Source organism: Streptomyces thermodiastaticus, assembly GCF_014656135.1.
Taxonomy (GTDB): Bacteria; Actinomycetota; Actinomycetes; order Streptomycetales; family Streptomycetaceae; genus Streptomyces; species Streptomyces thermodiastaticus.
In genome coordinates this window covers 32,332-49,428 of the sequence record NZ_BNBV01000037.1, presented here as the reverse complement: position 1 = coordinate 49,428, position 17,097 = coordinate 32,332, and the positions used below count along the sequence as shown (strand labels likewise).

Genomic DNA, 17,097 nt, shown 5'->3' with positions numbered 1-17,097 from the left:
CGCTCACCGCTTGGCGGAACGCGCTGCGCGCGCCCCACCAAGGGCAGGGCATCCGGCCCGCGTTGCGGGCCGGGGCCGGCCTGCGGCCGGTCCCGGTGGCCTCCGCTGCGCTCCAGCCACCACCATCCACTCCCTGATCCCACGTCACCCGCCGCAACACAGGGTGGGCCACGCTCCGCGCGGCCCACCCACGGGCCTACGGCCCGAGCAGCGGCAAGGGGAGGGGGTGACGGACCGTCGGGAGAGCCGGGGGCCCGAAACACGGGTTGAAGACAAATTGATGGTTGACTGGCCGTCAGGCTGCTCCTCGGAAGCGCGAATAGGGAGACAGTAGCAGAATCAAGTCACGTTCGAGGGATTTTTAGGGCCCATAGTGCTTCAGTTTAAAGAACGAGATAGACTTTGGACTCGGCCGGTAGCACCCCTAAGGGGAGTGGGACCGATTTTGATCACCCTCCCCGCCACTGGTCCGAGGCAGCGACCGGGTACCGGTGATGTTCACCGTAGCTGATTGCCTGCCTCCTACATGGAGGTTCCCGTTTCCTGCCGCGTGATGACCCATACGCGGCCCACAGGAGAAGGCAGGTCGGAATGGCAGCGAAGGAACTCCGCCCCCACCAGCGAGAAGCCGTCGACGCGGTGCTGCGTGCCCTCGAATTGCCCGCAAGATCTACTGTGCCCGAGCGGGGGCTCCGCACTCAGGTGATCATGGCGACCGGCACAGGCAAGACGCTCGTGGCCACCCGCAGCGCTGAGGAGCTCCGTGCGGGGCGTGTACTGGTGCTCGTTCCCTCCCTGGACCTGCTTGCTCAGACCGAGGCCGCGTGGCGCGAGGGAGGCCGCACAGGCCCGATGGTCGGGGTGTCCTCGCTGCGGGGCGAGGAGGTGTCCTTCCCCAACACCACAGGCGTGGCGGAGCTGGTCGACTGGGTGCGCCCGTTCGACAAGGTCACGGTGTTCGCCACATATGCCTCATTGGGGCTGGGCACGCTGGAGCGCGCGCACGCCGCCGGCCTGCCGGGCTGGGACCTGATCGTGGTTGATGAGGCGCACCGGACGTCAGGTCGGATCGGGAAGCCGTGGGCGGTCGTTCACGACAACACCCGCATCCCCGCGCTGCGTCGCCTGTACATGACCGCCACCCCTCGTCTGTGGCAGCTGGACGAGGACGCTGAGCAGGGCGCGCCGGGCGAGTTGGTGGCGAGCATGGAAGACGACCCGGACGGGCCGTTCGGTGCGCGCTGCTTCACGCTGACGCTCTCGGAGGCCGTCGACCGGGGGATCTGTGCCCCTTACCAGGTGGTGTGCGTGGACATCACCGACACCCAGCTCCAGGCCGCGCAGCTCCTGGGCGCTGATGGCCGCTCGGACAAGGTCCGCGGGGCCCGGCTGGCCGCGCTGCAGACGGCGCTGGTGAAGGCGTCGGCCGAGGAAGGGTTCCGCAGGACGCTGGTCTTCCACCACGTCGTCAAGGAGGCCGAGGCGTTCGCGGCCGGCCTTCCCGATGTGGCCGCGCAGCTGCACGCCGCCGATCCCGAGCTGTACCCGCGCACGGTCTGGGCCGACTGGCTGTGCGGCGACCACAAGCCGGACCACCGGCGGCGAGTCCTCGCCGAGTTCGCGTCCGGGACCGCGACGGACGGCACGGTCGTGGAGAAGAGCTACCTGGGCTCAGTGAAGGTCCTCGGGGAGGGCGTCGACACCAAGAACTGCGACTCCGTCTACTGGGCCGACGTGCGCGGCTCCATGCCCGACCTCGTCCAGGCCGTGGGCCGCGCGCTGCGGATGCAGCCCGGTGAGGGCAAGGTCGCCTCCCTCGTGGTGCCGGTCCTGCTCGGGCCCGGTGAGACGGCGGACAACATGCTGACCTCGCGGGCGTTCGGGGGGTTGGCGAAGCTTCTGGAGGCGCTCAGGGCGCACGACGCCCGGGTGGTGGAGGCACTGGCGCAGCAGCAGGTCCAGAGCCGTGTCAGGGGCGTTCAAAGCCGTAGCGGGGGCCAGGAGGGCCGGGGCGAGGGGGAAGTGGCCGGGCCGTCGGCTCCCGCCCGGCAGCTGCTGAAGTTCTCCACGCCACGTGACCCGGCGCAGCTGGCGGCGTTCATCAACCTGCGGGTCCTCAACCCCGAGCACGAGCACTGGCGGCGCGGCATCGAAGCCTGCGTCATCTACAACCGGCTCCACGGCGACCTGAAGGTCCCGTTCACATACCGGGTGCCCGGCCGCGACGACCAGGAGGCCGAGGGGTGGCCGGCCTCGCTCGCGGACTTCCCGCTGGGGCAATGGATCGCCGACGCCAGAAGGTTCTATGCCCGCGGTGCCATGGACGAGGACCGCGTCGAGCAGCTGGAGAAGCTGGGCATGGTCTGGTCGCACTACGACGTCGCGTGGGAAGAGGGCCTGGCCGCCGCGCGCGGGTGGGCCAAGGAGAACGGGCACCTCCTCGCGCCGACCGACGCCACCTACCAGGGCTATCGGGTGGGCATCTGGCTGAAGAACGCGCGAGCCGCGGCCCGGAAGGCTGCCGAGATCGAGCAGCGGCGCGCCGAGGGACTGCCAGTGCAGTCGGTAGCCGGCGCGCTGTCCCAGGAGCGGCGCGAGCAGCTGGAGGAGATCGACCCGTCGTGGTGCCCGGCCTGGCCGGTGGAATGGCAACGCTGCTTCCACCTCACCCGCATGCACCTGGAGGCCGGCGGCGAGCTGCCCACGTCGCCGGGCGAGGTGGTGCACCAGGGCGAGGACCTGGGGCGGTGGGTGCGCTCGGTGCGCCTGGGCTGGGACAAGCTCACCACCGTGCAGCAGTGGATGTGCGAGCACATCCTCGGCATCCAGCCCGCAGCCGAGGACGAGAAGCCCCGGCCACGCCGGACACAGGCCGACAAATGGGCCCTCAACTACGCGGCCGCCAAACTGTTCTACGAGCGTGAAGGGCACTTGCGGGTGCCCAGAAAGCACATCGAACGGATCGCTGTCGGCGGCGACGGCAGCAGCCAGGACCAGGACGAGCGGCAGATCCGGCTCGGAGCATGGATCAGCAACCAACGCAGCCGAGCCGCCACCCTCACCCCGGAGCGCATCGAGCAGCTCACCGCAATCGGCATGCGATGGACATAACTAGACGTACTGCGTACACGTGGCGCCCGGTGAAGCGTACGAATCACGTACGAGCCCACGCTTTGAGCGCCCGGGCCGGACCCCAAGGGGCTCCTAACCTGCGTCATCCGGCGCTGTCCCGAGAATGCAGAAACTGGCAGGCAGGGGGCGAGCGATGCGGGAGAACCGACGCTACGGACTGGGTAGTGCCGGCCCCTGCCGGCTGGTCGCTTGGAGAGGCGGACGTGGGACAGATCGAGCAGGGGCTGGAGCGCGCGTTGCGCACCCGGTCCGTTCCCTCAAGCACTGAGGCCCGCCTGCGGTTTCTGCTGGCGACGCACCGGGGTTCCACCCGGACGGTGGCCACCGTGCTGGGGGTGTCACAGCGCACCGTGCAGCGGTGGGTGACAAAGAAGCCCGGGGCACGTCGTCCGCCAGGCCCTCTGCAGGTCCGGGCGATCGAGGAAGCTGTCCTGGCTCGGTGGCAGCCCCGGATACGAGCCCGTCGGCGTGCCCAGTCCGAAGCGGAAGGCTTCGTCTTCCACACCAGGGCACGGTTCCGATTTGCGGCTCCGGCAGGCTCCTCGGACGATCCGCGGGTGCGGTGGATCACCCAGTACCTGCCAGGAGAGGTCGCTCGGGAGCTGTTCGCCGCCCGGGACGCCGGCGCGGGCGAGCAGCAGCAGACGGTGATACCCGCCCGTGCGCTGGGTCACGCCTACTGTCGCGAGTGGGGCCGCCGGGCCCACGGCCTGCACACCGTTTTCAGCGATGTCGAGTTCGCCGACTTCTCGATCGGATGACCCTGCCCCTTCGAGCGAGAGTCGAGGTGTTCAGCGTCGTGAGGGCCTGACACGTCTGGCCGGCACCGCTTCGTACTTCTCGGCTTCCTGTCGCTCACGCCAGTCCCACTCCACGCGGCCGGCCGGTCCTTTGCGGCGGGCCGCGGGTGGCTGTGGCGGGCGCAGTCTGGCCGTCTCCGCCACGCGCAGCAGGTGTCCGCGGTCACCTGGCGCGGCGAGTAGCTCCTGGTCCTCGCCGGAGACGAGCCGGGTGAAGCAGGCCGCGGCCCGCAGGAAGATGCCCGCCCAGGGTGGTACGGGGTAGGCGGCGCAGCCGTCGGTGTAGCGGGCGCGGTCGTGCAGGGTGAGCGTGGCCGCAGCAGTGTCGTAGTCGCGGGGGCGTGCGGTGGCGAGCTGCTGGAGGGAGGCGCTGGTGAACAGCGCGGTGGTGACGGCCGCGGCCAGGCGAGGATGTGCGGTCGCCGCGTGCTGCCGGTGGGCGACTCGCTGGGCGGTGGGCGCGGTGAGAGGCACGGGCGGTGGGCGGTGCCGCCAGGCGATCGGCGGTGGCGTGCACGGGGCGGCGCAGGGGCGGGGGCTGTCGTAGGAGACGAGGCGGTCCAGTGCCAGCAGGGTGAGTCACCGGCTGGCCGGCGCGGCGAGCTGGTCTGGGGGCGGGGGTTCGGCGATAGGCGTGCCGTAGTAGTGGCGGCGGGCAGCCTCGAGGTCGGCGGTGACGGAGTAGTCGGCCGTTTGCAGGGCCTGGTGCAGGGGGGCGGGCAGGTGGGGGGTGGCGGACCAGGGTCAGGTGCATACCGGTGAGGGCCTTTAGCTGCAGAAGGCGCATCGTGCGGCGGGCGGTGGGCGCGCAGGACGGTCAGCCGGGTGACTCCCAGGGCGGACATCCAGACCGTGGCGGCTTCCCAGGCGGGCTGACGGCCGCCGGGAAAGCGGCCCGGGAGCAGGGGCGGTTTGCCCAGGGCGACGAGAAGATCGTGGGCGAGGCCGGTTTCACTGGTCGTGCCCGGGCCGGGATGCAGGGTGATCCGGCCGGACGGCGGATGGTGGGCGGCCAGAGCGGTGTGCGTGTGCAGCACGTCGTCGTGACGGTCGAGAACCACGGCGACGGACGGCAGCGGCGAGGCAGGAGGCATGGCGGTGTGGTGGTCAGGCGAGGCGGCTGAAGGCCCAGCGCAGCAGCTCCTGGTCGACGCGGGCACGTCCCGTACGGGCCAGTGCGGTACGGGTGTGGGCGGTCAGCTGGGCCCAGGCGCGGACGTTGCCGTGCGCGGCGTGGCTGTCGGCGAAGGCGATGTCTTCGGGGTCGGCGTCAGCCCAGATCGGGTGGAACAGCGGGATGACGTCGAGAACCTCGCTGGGGGTGAGGCGGGTGAACTGCTGCCAGATGAAGATCCGGGAGGACAGCATCGGTTCGCGGCGCAGCACAGTGTGGCAGCCCGCGCCACCGACGAAAATGATCGCGAGCTGGGTTGAGGGCTCGTCCCACAGCTAGCGGAAGTATGCGAACGCCTCACCGCTGAGCCACTGGGCCTCGTCGACAAGGAAGGAGCGGGGGCGTTCGGCCAGGGCCGTCTTCAGCAGCCGGTCGAACTCGCTGGGGTGGCGCGGTGGCTCGCCGGCCAGGTCAAGCGCGGTGAACAACTCGTAGCGCACCGCGCGGGCCGTGGGCCGGGCACGGAAGGTGATCTTGCGGACGTCCTCGCCGGGTTCGAGTGCGCGCAGGCAGGTGTTGACGGCGAGGGTCTTGCCGAAGCCGGCGCCGCCATGGATGCACATCATCGCGCGGGCAGCGACCGTGTCGCCGATGTTCTCCCGGGCAGTGAGCAGGGCACGGGTGGTGACCACGGAAGCATCCGGCAGGCCGACGTACTGGTAGGTGGCCGCGGTCACCAGGCGTCTCCGTCTTCAGCAGTGGTGGGAGGTGCGGCCTGCCCGCCCAGGCCGTCGGGGGCGGAGGCGCCGTCACGGCCGTGCGGGTACCGGATGGGCGGGCCTGGCCCGGTCAGCGCGGCCAGAAAAGCCGGGGTGCGCCAGTCGGCCGGGGGGCGCGGCAGGCGGGACGAGGTCTGGCATCGCGAGTTGCGCGAGGTCGGCGTCGGCAGTCTGGGCGAGTTCAGCCTCGGCCTGCGCACCGGTCAGCGCGCCGAGCCGCTGAGGCGGCTCGATGGTTCACGGCGGCGTAGCGCTCGCGCTGGGAAGCTTCAAGGTCCTTCTTCAGACGGCGGCTGCGGGCGGACCGCGCCCGCCGTACGGCGCTGATCTGTTCGTCCGTGGCCTGGTCGGCCAGGTCCGCCGGCCCCAGGTAGCGGCCGGTGGCCGCGTGGTAGACCTCGATTTGGTGGTCGTGGTGGGGCATGAACCGGATACGGACCTGGATCCCGGCCTGGCCGGTCATCCACGGCCCCACGTAGTCGCGCCTTTTGAAGCGGATGCCGCGGGTGGTCAGCGTGCGGGGCCGGCGTCCTCCAGAGTGAACGTCCACAGATCCGCGGCCGGCACGTCACGCAGCGGGGTGGGATCGTCCTGCCATGCCTGAAGCGGAGTCTTGCCCCGCAACGGCGCCGGGCGGTGCTCGGTGTTCCACCAGAGCGTCCAGGCCAGCAGCCGGGCGGTGAAGTCCTCGAAGCCCAGCAGCGCTTCGTCCTTCGGACGGAAGGAGCGTTTGCCGGGGCGCGGCTGGCGGGCGTAGCCGGGCAGCGAGACCAGGAACATGCTCTCCACCGCCCGGTTCAAGCCCTCCACGGTGCCCTTGAGGTGCGGGGTGTAGGCGGGCAGGTCCTCCACCGTCACGTCCAGCAGATCGAACGCGGCGGTCACCGTCCTGGACAGGAAGTCCTTGCCACGGTCCACCCGCACCTTCTCCGGCAGACCGCCGAACGGGCCAAAAGGGTCCTCGCGCAGGACCGCGGAGCGCAGCGCGGCCAGCACGGAGGCACGGGAACGCTCTTGAGACCGTCCTGAATGCGATGATCGACCGCATCCGCTGCCACGCCGCCAAACGGGAGCGCACCTGATCGTCGACCGCAGCGGCTTGCCCCGTAAGTGGCATGTCCGGGCAACCGGCAGCCGCCGTGGCGTTCGGCGTCGCGGGACGGGGCGTTGAACAGGGCTCGACGGGCTCGGCACGATCGCAGTTCGACAGCTGCCAGTTCATCAGAGATCGAGGACGACCTCGGTGGTCGGTGTACTGCAGCAGACGAGTATGGTGCCGGCTTCGGGCAGTTCGAGGGGTGGGGTGGTGTAGGTGATGTCACCTGCCACGAGCTGAGTAATGCAGGTGTGACAGACGCCAGTGCGGCAGGACCAGCGTGTGGGGATGTCGCAGGCTTCGGCGAGATCGAGGAGGGATGCATGTGCGGGTGACCATGGGGTGGTGACGCCGCTGCGAGCGAATGTGATGAGGGGGCCGGTGCCCCTGGGACCGGCTGGTTGGTGCGGCCGGACGGCGACTGTGGGCGTGATGCCGGGGTTTATGGCTGGGAGGGCGCTGAATTGTTCCGTGTGGATCCTCTCGGGGCTCAGGCCGTGATCGCGCAAGAAGCCAGCAATGTCGTCCATGAAGGCGGGCGGTCCGCAGAGGTAGGCGTCGGCGCCGGCGGGGATGCCCAGGACCGCGAGGGATGAGGCGGTAGGGCGGCCCTGGGTGATGTAGGACCTTTCGGGGCCTGCGGTTTCGCTCGTGTAGCAGATGTGCTCGTGGGCGTTGGGGAGTCGCCTGAGAAGCGTGTGGGTCTCGTCCGCGAAGGCGTGGTGGGCGCGGTCGTGTGCGGTGTGGATCCACCAGACAGGACGTGGATCTTCTCTGGCGGCTAGGTGGTGAAGCATGGCGAGCACCGGAGTGGCACCGATCCCCGCGGAGATGAGAGCGATCGGGCGGGTGCCTTCTTGGAGTACGAACGTTCCGCGGGGGCTGGCGACGCCCAATAGGTCCCCTGGACGAAGCCTGGTATGGATATAGCTGCTGACTTTCCCGTGGGGCTCGTGCTTGACGCTGATGCGGTAGGTGCCTTCTTCGGAAGTGGACGAGAGTGAGTAGGTGCGCACCGCGGGGGCGGCATCGGCGACGGGTAGGCGGAGGGAGAGGTACTGGCCCGGGCGGGCCTCGGGTAGGGGTGTGCCGTCAGTGGTCTTGAGGTAGATCGACGAGACGGTGGGGGTCTCGGGGACGATGCGGGCGACGCGCATCGTTTTGAACCCGGGCCATCTTGGCGCTTCTCTGGGCTGTTGGGTGGTGGCGCGTTCGCCGGGCCATCCCGGCTCCTGTGTGGGTTGCTGGGCGGCGGCGAGTTCTCGGAAGGACTGCTGCCACCCGGGGCTGAGGGCGGGGATGTTCAGGGCTTTGCGTAGCTTCGCGGGGTCGCGGTCGGGGAGGTAGAGCAGTGCGTCGGTGTCGGCGACGCTGAGTTCTTCCGGGCCCTTGCGGGTGAGGGTGATCGCGTCGCCGGCCTGGACGTGTCCCTCGGTGATGACGCGCAGGTAGAAGCCGGGGCGGTGGTGGGCGACCAGTAGGGAGGCCATGGCGGGTTCGCCTAGGCGCATGCCGACGCGGTAGCAGGTGACGCGGGGCTGGGTGACCTCGAATTCGGCTTCGCCGATGCGGTACCGGTCGCCGATGCACACGTCGTCGTCGGGCAGTCCGTCGACGGTGAAGTTCTCACCGAACATCCCGAAGGTCAGGTCGTCGCGACCGAGCTGCTTCTGCCAGTACTGGTAGGACTGCAGCTGGTAGACGAGGACGGCGCGGATTTCGCCACCGTGTCCGGCGAGGTCTCCTTGGCCGTCTCCTTCGACGTTCAGCCGCCGGACCATGCGGGGGCCCTGGACGGGGGCCTTCCAGGCTCCGGTGCGGACGGTCCTTCCCTGCCAGGAGACGTCCTTGGGCATGCCTACGTTGACGGACAGCAGCGTCGCCATTGCGGACCTCCTGCGGGGTGGCTGGCCGGGTAGCCCCTCTGGCGCTGTGATCTGTGCCTTGGGGCCGATCCTAGTTCCGGGCCGGTGCCGCCGCGATTCCGTGATCATGGATCTGGTGGTGCATTCACTGAGATTCCTCGAAATCGCGGAACCGGCGCGGAAAGACTGTGTCCATTCGTTTCTCCTGGGTAGATCATTCGTATCGTGCATGCTCGCAAGGTGGCGGGGCCGCGCGGTACTGACCAGAATGATCAGATGGAGTACACGCTCGAAGTCGTCATCCTCCCTGTGACCCATGTCGACCGCTCTTTGGCCTACTACACCGAGTGTGTCCGGGTTTCCACCTGGACGTGGATTACGGGCCCAGTCCCGATTTCCGTGTCGTACAGCTGACGCCTCCTGGCTCCGCGTGCTCGGTGCAGATCGGAGTGGGTCTCACCGACGCCGAGCCTGGCTCCGTGCGGGGCCTGTACCTGGTTGTCCCTGATCTTGAGGGTGCGCGGGCTGAGCTGGCGGAGCGCGGCGTCGATGTCGGCGAGATCAGGCACAAGGCGCCTCTCGACGCGTGGCAGGGCGGCTTCGAGCCCGGCGTCGACCCGGAACGCCGCGACTACTCACAGCAGAGCCTCCGCGCGGCCCCGGCCAGCCTGGGAACCATCCGGGGCCGCGAAGTGGTTCCAACGCGCCCAGACCGGCCGGTTGAGAGGTCAGACCCATCGACCAACCACCCGGGAGCCTTGTCCACCCAATAGGCGCCAATTGAAAGATCCTAATAGGTGCCACAAAGAGAATAATCAGCCAACCCAACAGAATGCAATGAGCAGGAAAACGGAAGAAATCGCCAGGATATCCAGCGTTCCCATACCGGTCGCCTTGCTGAAGGTTTCACGGCCGTTCAGGTCTGCCGCGTTCACGCGGCGCAGCAGTTCTTCTTGAGCAGCACTTTTGCACCGCCCCCCAGTGAAAGAGGCGTCAAATGCAAGCACTGGAATCACCCCTCGCCCCGTCACCCGAATAAGCAAGCTACGCTTGCCCTCACATGATTCAATCATGCGGTACGGGATGCGATACGCGGCCAGAACGTTTTCGACTACGACATGATTTTCAGCGAAAGCCAGATACGGGTGTACATGAAGCCGCCCAATGAAGTACAAGATCAAGACCGCGGGAGCAAGTACGCCAGCACGAAGGGGCCACGAGGCTCCGTTCAGAGAAGTCTGAATGAGCGCTTCGGCGCACACGATGAGCACTTGCCCCCCTATGGCCCACATCTGCTTGCTTTTTCTCCGCAATCTTTCCACGCGCTCAATCTCCATTTCGCCTCGGCTTGCCTGAATTCACTTCCATAAAACATCGAGAAGCGTGTGCTCAGTGTGACACAAGCCAGACTGAGCACACGCCGCTTCATATCGTCAGCCTCTCGGGAACATCCACCGAGTGACTCGCCCGATTAGGCGTCCTTCCACCCGGGCGTGCCGGGCGAATGCAGACGCCCCGTATCTCGGGAGCGTGACACGCGCCCGAGAGCCGAAGCCTCGCGCCGACGAGATGCAGGCCGACACCCTTGATGAGTTTCGGCGGAACCCCGCCCCGTACGGTCCAACTGCCAACGCCCGAAGACGATCAACCCGAACGGTGCCCCATGGGGCACCCGAGCTTCTCGCGGCTCGCTCCTACTCCGCCGTCGGCGGCATGAGGCGGACGCCGGTGATGAACCACCGACGTGCACCACGGAATCTGCCCCGCTTCGCCAGCCACCGGCCGATGCCACCGCCGACCCGTCGGGCGCCGACACCCTCGGCGCCACCGTGATCGCCCGGCTGGCCCGAGCGGCGGCCGACGTGCCCCTGGGCGGCTATGTGCTGGCGTCGATGTCCCTGCAGGCGCGCGAACTGGGCCCCGCCCAGATCACCGAGTACGAGCCCGGGCGGCGGAACGGTCCGGGAGGCGTCCTCCGTCTCCCGGACCGCGCGCTGGCCGGCCGTTCCACAGGGCGTGCATGCCCATCGCGAGCAGCAGTCCGGTCCCTTGGCGCGGCCACGGGGCACGGACGCCCCGGCAAAGGCGGCACCCCGGCCGCCACCGCCTCTCTGCCGATCGGCAGAGAGGCGGTCCGCGGTTTCCGGGCGGGCCCAAGGCCGACCCGGCCGGATCGCCCATCTGACCGCCTGGCCGGGCAGCTACACGGCCGTCGTCCAGGTCGGCCGCTGTTTGTTCAGGAGCGAGTCCCGGCACTTGAGTTCACGCGTTCAGGTGTGGACGCCTTCAACGAGACTCGGTGACAGTGGTGTTGTGGTATGGGTGCCCCTGGAACCACAGCTGGCACCAAGCCCACACCCACGACAGCGCCGGCATTGCCTTCCCCCACCAGACCACCAAATGGACCCGCACCCAGCAACGCACCTGGACCCAGCTCCACCCCCACCAACAACACCTCCTGAGCACCATCGGCATCCACGGCCCCACACCCCTGCACCGCTACAACAGCCACCCAGCGAACCCGACCGACCAACCAGCAGAACCGATCAACACCTACGAAACCAACCCAGAACAGGAAACCCGCAGCTCACAAGCCCACCCAGGCCCAGCCCGCAAGCAACGCCAAGCACCTCACCACCACACACCACACCGTCAGACCCAACCAGCAAACTGATCAGCCCAGCTCAACGCCCCGGATGCCGATCACGACGAACGAACCGCGACACGCGACCCCGAGCTGCACGCCGCACTGACAAGCACGAGCGAGGGCGCCGGCTCTGTCGCCGTGCGCGGCGCGCGGCTGGCGGCCGTGCAGACCGGGCTGATGCGCGCGGCCGTTGAGGAGCGCTTCCGGCGGGTGCTGTTCTTCCACAGCCGGATCGGGGAGGCGGAGGCGATGGCGGCCGGGGGGCCAGCCATCGCGACCCGCCTCGCCGAGGACGACCCCGACACCTTCCCGCCCGCGGAACGGGTGTGGGCGGACTGGCTGTACGGCGAGCACCCGCCTCTCCGCCGCCGCCAGGTCCTGGACGAATTCGCCTCAGACTTCCTCGGAGGCGATGGATCGAGGGCCGCGATACCCCGGCTGCTTTGTGGGTGTTGAGCTCCGTTCGTGATCTCGGTGAAGGCGCGCACTGGCGGCGAACACTACGAATGCCTATACGCCCGCCGGATGCATTCTTCCAGCTTCCAATTAGACCCATCGAATAATATTCTTGAATACCCGCAAGCTTTTTGCTCCCAACGAGGCTTGCGCGAGCCATTCACGATCCTTGGCGACACTCTCGCGTGTGACTCCTGCCTCTCTGGCCCTGTTATGAGCTGGCGTCAGATGCCCACAGGCTATCCTCCAACCTACCCGCCACACTGAAATTCCGAGCTCACGGGCTGCGTCATACTGAGATAGCCATTCCTCGTCAGGGCTCTCAACGGGAGGGTTACTCCACCCCTTCATGATTCTTAGATAAGAGCGTTCAGGCATTACGCGCCTCACTTCTTGGTGTAGCTGAAGAGACCGCCTCGGGGTGCCCACCACTTAAGCAAGTGATGGACACCCCGATTATGTCAGAACATCCAATCCTTGATCGTTCTTCCTATGATAGCCGTGGACTCGCGCACGAGCCCTGGGCCACTTTGTCCCTCGAGTGCAGACCCCGCCTTCGGCCCGAGCGTGGCGCAGCCAGCTGGTCCTCTTCCGCACAAGCTTCCGGACAGGATTCCTATGCCCTCAGCCTTGGCCGTACCCAAAGCGTACTTACCCATGCCTTGGCGTCGTTCTTCATCCGAAGAAACAGCATAATGCGCCATCAGACCGCCAGTGAAGAGTACGCCCGCCCCAATGACAAAGAAAGCAGCCCCACAGGCAACGCTTGCAATACAGAAGGCTGTTCCGGTTGCCGCAAGGAACCCCACACCCTTGTCGATCAACCGGTGCTTGTCAGTCACTGTATCCTTGGCGTTCTTCCAAGCGTCATTGAAGTGACCCTTCATGATGTTGCCGAGGATGCCGTCCTTCTTGCGCCGCTCAGCTTCGGCCTTGGCTGCTGCTCGGGCGATGGCTTGCGCTTTGGCTCGTGCCGCTGCTTTTGCGTTGTAGTGGTAGACCTTGTAGGTACTGGGATTGGCGCGGTATGCGGCGTACTTCTGGCGGGATTCCTTGTCCTTGAGCGGGGTCTGGTGCCAGACCCAGTGGCCGTTCTTCAGGGTGTAACCGACTGACATGCCGCGGTCCTGGCCCCAGTGGTCGTCGTTGTAGCGGCACAGGGCTGGTGATCCCGCACCGCCGTGAACCCGGCCAGGCCGAACTCCCGGCCTGGAAAGAGGAGCACAACCGCTCACACCGCAAGGTCCGTGCCCGAGTCGAGCACACCTTTGCCCGCATGAAGAGCTGGAAGATCCTCCGCGACTGCCGCTTGAAGGGAGACGGCGTTCATCACGCCATGCTTGGCATAGCCGCCTGTACAACCTCGCGCTCGCCGGATAAACCGGCCCAAGGCGGGCGTCCCCGATGCTGACCGTGTCGAGTCGGTTGATCATTGCGGGACAGCCTTTAGGGTGCCATTTCCAGTTCGGCATGGTTTTGTGCCGACTCTGGCGCAACCTCGGCGAAGCGGTCGAGCGATAGGTCTTCGCGCCACCGTCAGTACCTACATAAAATCAGCGGATTCACACGCCCCTACCGCCACGTCCGATCACTGCGGCATTCATAACTTCCGATCCACCGCGTTACTGAGGATCAAACGGAACGCGTGATCTTTCTATGTGCTCATACTCCTACGATGGCAGCCGTGACCGCGCAAACTATAGCGCCGATAGCGCAGACGTCAGCCACCCACGACACGGTGAGCTTCTTGGTCACGTGGGTCCGTTGCGTGGCTCCCCGCCTACGCCGCACTTGCTGCTCGATGCGTTTAGCGGCACGATCCGCGGATTTCACGAAGCTATCAATGAACGACCCGCCGAAACCCGTACAGTAAATTTCATCTCCCCGCTGCGTGACCAAGTTCAGCGTTTCTCCACCACCACCCCTCACTTCAGCAACAGCACCGTACGGCACCGTGTAAGTAATCAATGGATTTACAACAGTCAGGGCTGAAGAGCCCAGCACAATGCGTGAGCCCATGATCCTCCGAGTGACTGCAATGGCGAAAAAACAGGCGGCCACACCGGAAATTGGCCCACCTTCGAAACTGTAAGTAAGACTGATGATCAGGCCTACTGCTGCCACACCAAAGCCGGCGGTGGCAATCCACGACAGGACCCTGAACGACGCCCTTCGCAGGATCTCTGCCTCATGGCCGTTGAACACAATGCGTGCCTTTCTGGAGGTGCGTGCGTCTGCGGGCTGCAAGGGTGGGTAAGCATGCCCTGCTTACCCACCCTTGCTGGTGCTTCGGTCAGCAGGCTCCGCCGTAGGCGCCAAGGCTGGCGTTACCGGATCCGCAGAACCCCGTGTTGAAGGCCGCGTTGACACCCATGTTGCCGTATGTGGTTCCCCAGTCAATCGCTCCCTTCGGGTTGTCAGCCGTCACCCAGCTCTTGACTCCGCCGCCGACTCCGCGCACGCCCGGGACCTTGGTCCGATAAGCACGGGGGACACGTGCGATTGCGTTGCTCGAATAAGCCGCCCTCCAGGTTCTTGCGCCACCGACCGCCCTCCCGTAGACGGCCGCGCTACCTCCACCGACGGCAGTCCAGGCCAAATCCTTGGAATAGGCAGCAACGTCCCAGTTTCCGTAACCGATGCCGTCTCCTAGGAACTTGGCCGTAGCGATGCCTACACCGACCGCCATGCAGGTCCCGGCGGAGGCGACAACACACACCCCAAAGCCGACCAGAGCCGAGTAGGTTTTGATGTCCTCCCAATGATTGCCAACCCATCGCCCAGCACCCGATTGCTTGACGTTTTCCCAGGCAGCTCCCCAATTTCCCTTCATTAGGTTTGCAAATATACCGTCCTTCTTCCGGCGCTCTCCATCGGCCTTAGCCTTGGCACGGGCGAGAGCTTGGGCTTTGGCGTGTGCTGCTGCCTTCGCGTTGTAGTGGTAGACCTTGTAGGTGCTGGGGTTGGCGCGGTATGCGGCGTACTTCTTGCGGGATTCCTTGTCCTTCAGCGGAGTCTGGCGCCAGACCCAGTGGCCGTTCTTCAGGGTGTAGCCGGCGCTCATGCCCCGTTGGGCGGCCCAATAGTCGTCGTTGCAGCAGGCGCCGCCGGCGGGGCCGTCGGGGCGGAGGCCGTCGGGGTCGGACTTGGTGACCGAGTTGTTGTGGGCGTAGGAGCAGGCGTTCATCTGGGCCGGGTCATCGAGGTCGATGACGGGGTCGACCGAGAGGAAGCGTCCGACGGTGGGGTCGTATTCGCGGGCGCCGAGGTGGACCAGGCCGGTGGGGTCGTTGGTGCCGCCGACGAAGCCGCCGGTGCCGGGGATGGTTTCGGTCTGGGTGGAGCGCATCTCGCCGAAGGGGAGTTGCTTGCGGCGGGTGACGGCCAGGGTGGTCATGGCGATGGCCGCGGTCGTCGTGCCCTGCTGGTCGGGGATGAGGTAGGAGAATCCGCTGCTGGTGCGGACGGCGACGGTTTCGTCTCCGTGGGTGTAGTAGCGGATTCCTTGCTTGCTGCCGTCCGGTTTGATCTTGAGTTCGTTGTCGCCGGGCAGGGTGAGCGTGGTGGTGCCGTCGGCGTCCTTGGTGATGAGGCGGTTGCCGTCGGCGTCGTAGCTGTAGCTGGTGGTGGTGCCGTTCTCGGTGAGTGTGGCCAGGTTTCCTTCGTGGTCCCAGGTGAGGGTCTGGGCGGTGGTCCCGATGGTGCGTTTGGTGGTGTTGCCGGCCGCGTCGTAGGCGAAGCTGCTGGTACGGCCGTCGTTGGCGCCGCCCTTGACAGTGGCGGTCTGGACGGCGTGGGGCAGGCCCGTCTTGGGTGCCTTGTGGGTGTAGGTGGTGGTGGCGTCAAAGCCGGCCAGGGCTCCGGTGCCGCGGTCGGTCCGGGAGATGCGGTTGCCGACGGCGTCGCAGAGGGGTACCACCACAGCCGTGAAGACAGGAGCAGCAGGCGGCGGCGCAGGGCGGTGGTGTCGCGTGTAGGGGGCGCGGCGAGCGCTGCGTAGGTGGTGTTCCAGGCGGCTTGCGTCTGCACGCGGTCGGCGGGGTAGTCGGTCACGTCCACACCACTATGGGACTGCTTGTTCGAATGCGCTGCGTAGGACACACCCGTCCGGTGCCGCGGTCGGGCCGCAACAGGTGTGGTCGGCCTCATCTCGGGCTCGTGGTCGGCCCCGGTGACGTCCAGCGGCGCCAGGAGGTGGTGGCCCGCCTCGGCCGCCCGCCCTCGCGATTCGTTTCGAGAGCATGAGCTGCCAGCCGTGTCCGAGCAGTGCGTGCCGAGTGGAAGGAGACGGGTGGCCCCTGCCACGCCTGCGGTGCTCACACATCACTGCTGCACGGTCGTGAGCTTGTCTCAGCCCAGGCGCACCGAGCGCGCGTCGCTGGTGCGGTCGCAGCCATCAGCCATCCCGCGACGCATCGCCGAGCGGCGGCCCGCACCACAGCCGGCCCCTGCCACATCACCGCTGCACTGCCCGGCGGCGGCATCACCCGGCCGCGAGTGCACCGCGCATCCTGGAGCTTCTCCGCCCCGGTTGCAAGGAACGCATCAGCTGGGCCCTGTGGCCTGGTCGATCAGCATTCTGGCCAGCTCCCGGGCGTCCTGGTACGGCTGCGTGTCGTTGAGCGAGGTGGACAGGGCGTTGGCGCCCTCGAAGAGCACGGCCAGCCGGCGTCCGAGTGTTTCCGGCTCGCGCGCACCCGCCTCGGCGGCTGTCTTGATCAGGCGCCGCGTGAACTCCCTCTTGTGCCGCTCGACCAACGCTGTTGCCTCGGGCATGGTCCCGGCCGCCTCGACGGCGGCGTTGTGCAACGGGCATCCGCGCACCACGGTCGCCGGTGCGGCGTCGGCGAACAGCGCCAGCAGACGCTCACGCGGGCCGAGGTCGGTACGCTCCAGGACGGTCTCACCGTGCACCGGCCCCACCGTGTCCGTCTCGACACGCTGCAGGTAGGCGCTGACCAGCGCCTCCTTGCTTGGGAAGTGCTGGTAGAAGGTGCGCGTCGACACCTGCGCCGCCTCTGTCAGCTTGGCGATGCCGGTGACGTGGATGCCGTCGCGGGAGAACAGCTCGACCGCGGCGCGCAGGATGCGTTCCCGTGCCCCGCGTCCACCCCGCCGGGGCGTACCGGTCGCCGTTCCAGTCGCTGTCATGCCGCAAGTATATCGATCGCTTTACTTTCATCGCGGGGGCGTGCTACGTTTCCTTAT

The 17,097-nt window shown here is 67.2% G+C and carries 15 protein-coding genes and 1 pseudogene; 5 read left to right on the top strand and 11 right to left on the bottom strand.

The window, feature by feature from the left end; genetic code table 11:
* Positions 1-591 precede the first annotated feature (591 nt).
* The gene (locus IE286_RS24555) at positions 592-3,111 is read left to right on the top strand and encodes a DEAD/DEAH box helicase (RefSeq protein WP_189798956.1); all 2,520 of its coding nucleotides are present in this window, start codon (positions 592-594) and stop codon (positions 3,109-3,111) included.
* Entirely contained in the window at positions 3,024-3,893 is an 870-nt protein-coding gene (tpg, locus tag IE286_RS28015; protein ID WP_443743034.1) for a telomere-protecting terminal protein Tpg, read from the top strand. Before IE286_RS24555 ends, tpg begins: the two co-directional genes overlap by 88 nt.
* Before the next feature lie 30 nt (positions 3,894-3,923).
* On the opposite strand, the gene IE286_RS27455 is transcribed toward tpg, so the two are convergent.
* Positions 3,924-4,406 (bottom strand): hypothetical protein, encoded by a 483-nt coding sequence (locus IE286_RS27455; RefSeq protein ID WP_229863630.1) that lies wholly within the window; start codon positions 4,404-4,406, stop codon positions 3,924-3,926.
* A gap of 326 nt (positions 4,407-4,732) precedes the next feature.
* Between IE286_RS27455 and IE286_RS27450 the strand changes: the two genes are divergently transcribed.
* Positions 4,733-5,056, top strand: coding sequence for a hypothetical protein (locus IE286_RS27450; protein ID WP_229863627.1), 324 nt, complete (start codon positions 4,733-4,735; stop codon positions 5,054-5,056).
* On the opposite strand, the gene IE286_RS27445 is transcribed toward IE286_RS27450, so the two are convergent.
* The 6 genes from IE286_RS27445 to IE286_RS24525 all read right to left on the bottom strand — a co-directional run bounded on the left by IE286_RS27445 (position 5,040) and on the right by IE286_RS24525 (position 10,123).
* Entirely contained in the window at positions 5,040-5,318 is a 279-nt protein-coding gene (locus IE286_RS27445; protein WP_229863626.1) for a hypothetical protein, read from the bottom strand. The genes IE286_RS27450 and IE286_RS27445 overlap by 17 nt on opposite strands.
* A gap of 63 nt (positions 5,319-5,381) precedes the next feature.
* Positions 5,382-5,783, bottom strand: coding sequence for an ATP-binding protein (locus IE286_RS27440; RefSeq protein WP_229863623.1), 402 nt, complete (start codon positions 5,781-5,783; stop codon positions 5,382-5,384).
* A 223-nt stretch (positions 5,784-6,006) separates the two neighbouring features.
* A complete protein-coding gene (locus IE286_RS27435; RefSeq protein WP_229863606.1) occupies positions 6,007-6,300 on the bottom strand; it encodes a Mu transposase C-terminal domain-containing protein in 294 nt (97 codons plus the stop codon).
* 35 nt (positions 6,301-6,335) lie between these two features.
* Positions 6,336-6,821, bottom strand: coding sequence for a TnsB C-terminal domain-containing protein (locus IE286_RS27430; protein WP_229863602.1), 486 nt, complete (start codon positions 6,819-6,821; stop codon positions 6,336-6,338).
* Between the two features lie 225 nt (positions 6,822-7,046).
* A complete protein-coding gene (locus tag IE286_RS24530) occupies positions 7,047-8,807 on the bottom strand; it encodes an MOSC and FAD-binding oxidoreductase domain-containing protein (protein ID WP_189798954.1) in 1,761 nt (586 codons plus the stop codon).
* Between the two features lie 794 nt (positions 8,808-9,601).
* Complete coding sequence (locus IE286_RS24525) at positions 9,602-10,123, bottom strand: hypothetical protein (RefSeq protein WP_189798953.1); 522 nt, start codon at positions 10,121-10,123, stop codon at positions 9,602-9,604.
* 1,487 nt (positions 10,124-11,610) lie between these two features.
* On the opposite strand from IE286_RS24525, the gene IE286_RS24520 reads away from it, so the two are divergent.
* Entirely contained in the window at positions 11,611-11,889 is a 279-nt protein-coding gene (locus IE286_RS24520) for a hypothetical protein (RefSeq protein WP_189798952.1), read from the top strand.
* Between the two features lie 461 nt (positions 11,890-12,350).
* Here IE286_RS24520 and IE286_RS24515 read toward each other — a convergent pair whose 3' ends face one another.
* Positions 12,351-13,007 carry a hypothetical protein gene (locus IE286_RS24515; protein WP_189798951.1) on the bottom strand — a complete coding sequence of 219 codons (657 nt, stop codon included), beginning with the start codon at positions 13,005-13,007 and terminating at the stop codon, positions 12,351-12,353.
* Between the two features lie 29 nt (positions 13,008-13,036).
* Here IE286_RS24515 and IE286_RS24510 point away from each other — a divergent pair.
* Positions 13,037-13,269 (top strand): annotated as a pseudogene (locus IE286_RS24510) (transposase); the annotation flags it as partial.
* A 282-nt stretch (positions 13,270-13,551) separates the two neighbouring features.
* On the opposite strand, the gene IE286_RS24505 reads toward IE286_RS24510, so the two are convergent.
* From IE286_RS24505 to IE286_RS24495, 3 genes are all read right to left on the bottom strand, one after another.
* Positions 13,552-14,136: a hypothetical protein gene (locus IE286_RS24505; RefSeq protein WP_189798950.1), complete on the bottom strand. Its 585-nt coding sequence runs from the start codon at positions 14,134-14,136 to the stop codon at positions 13,552-13,554.
* Between the two features lie 46 nt (positions 14,137-14,182).
* Positions 14,183-15,811, bottom strand: a complete 1,629-nt coding sequence (locus IE286_RS24500) for an RHS repeat-associated core domain-containing protein (protein ID WP_229863599.1) — start codon at positions 15,809-15,811, stop codon at positions 14,183-14,185.
* 623 nt (positions 15,812-16,434) lie between these two features.
* Positions 16,435-17,040, bottom strand: coding sequence for a TetR/AcrR family transcriptional regulator (locus tag IE286_RS24495; protein WP_189798949.1), 606 nt, complete (start codon positions 17,038-17,040; stop codon positions 16,435-16,437).
* Positions 17,041-17,097: the final 57 nt, after the last annotated feature.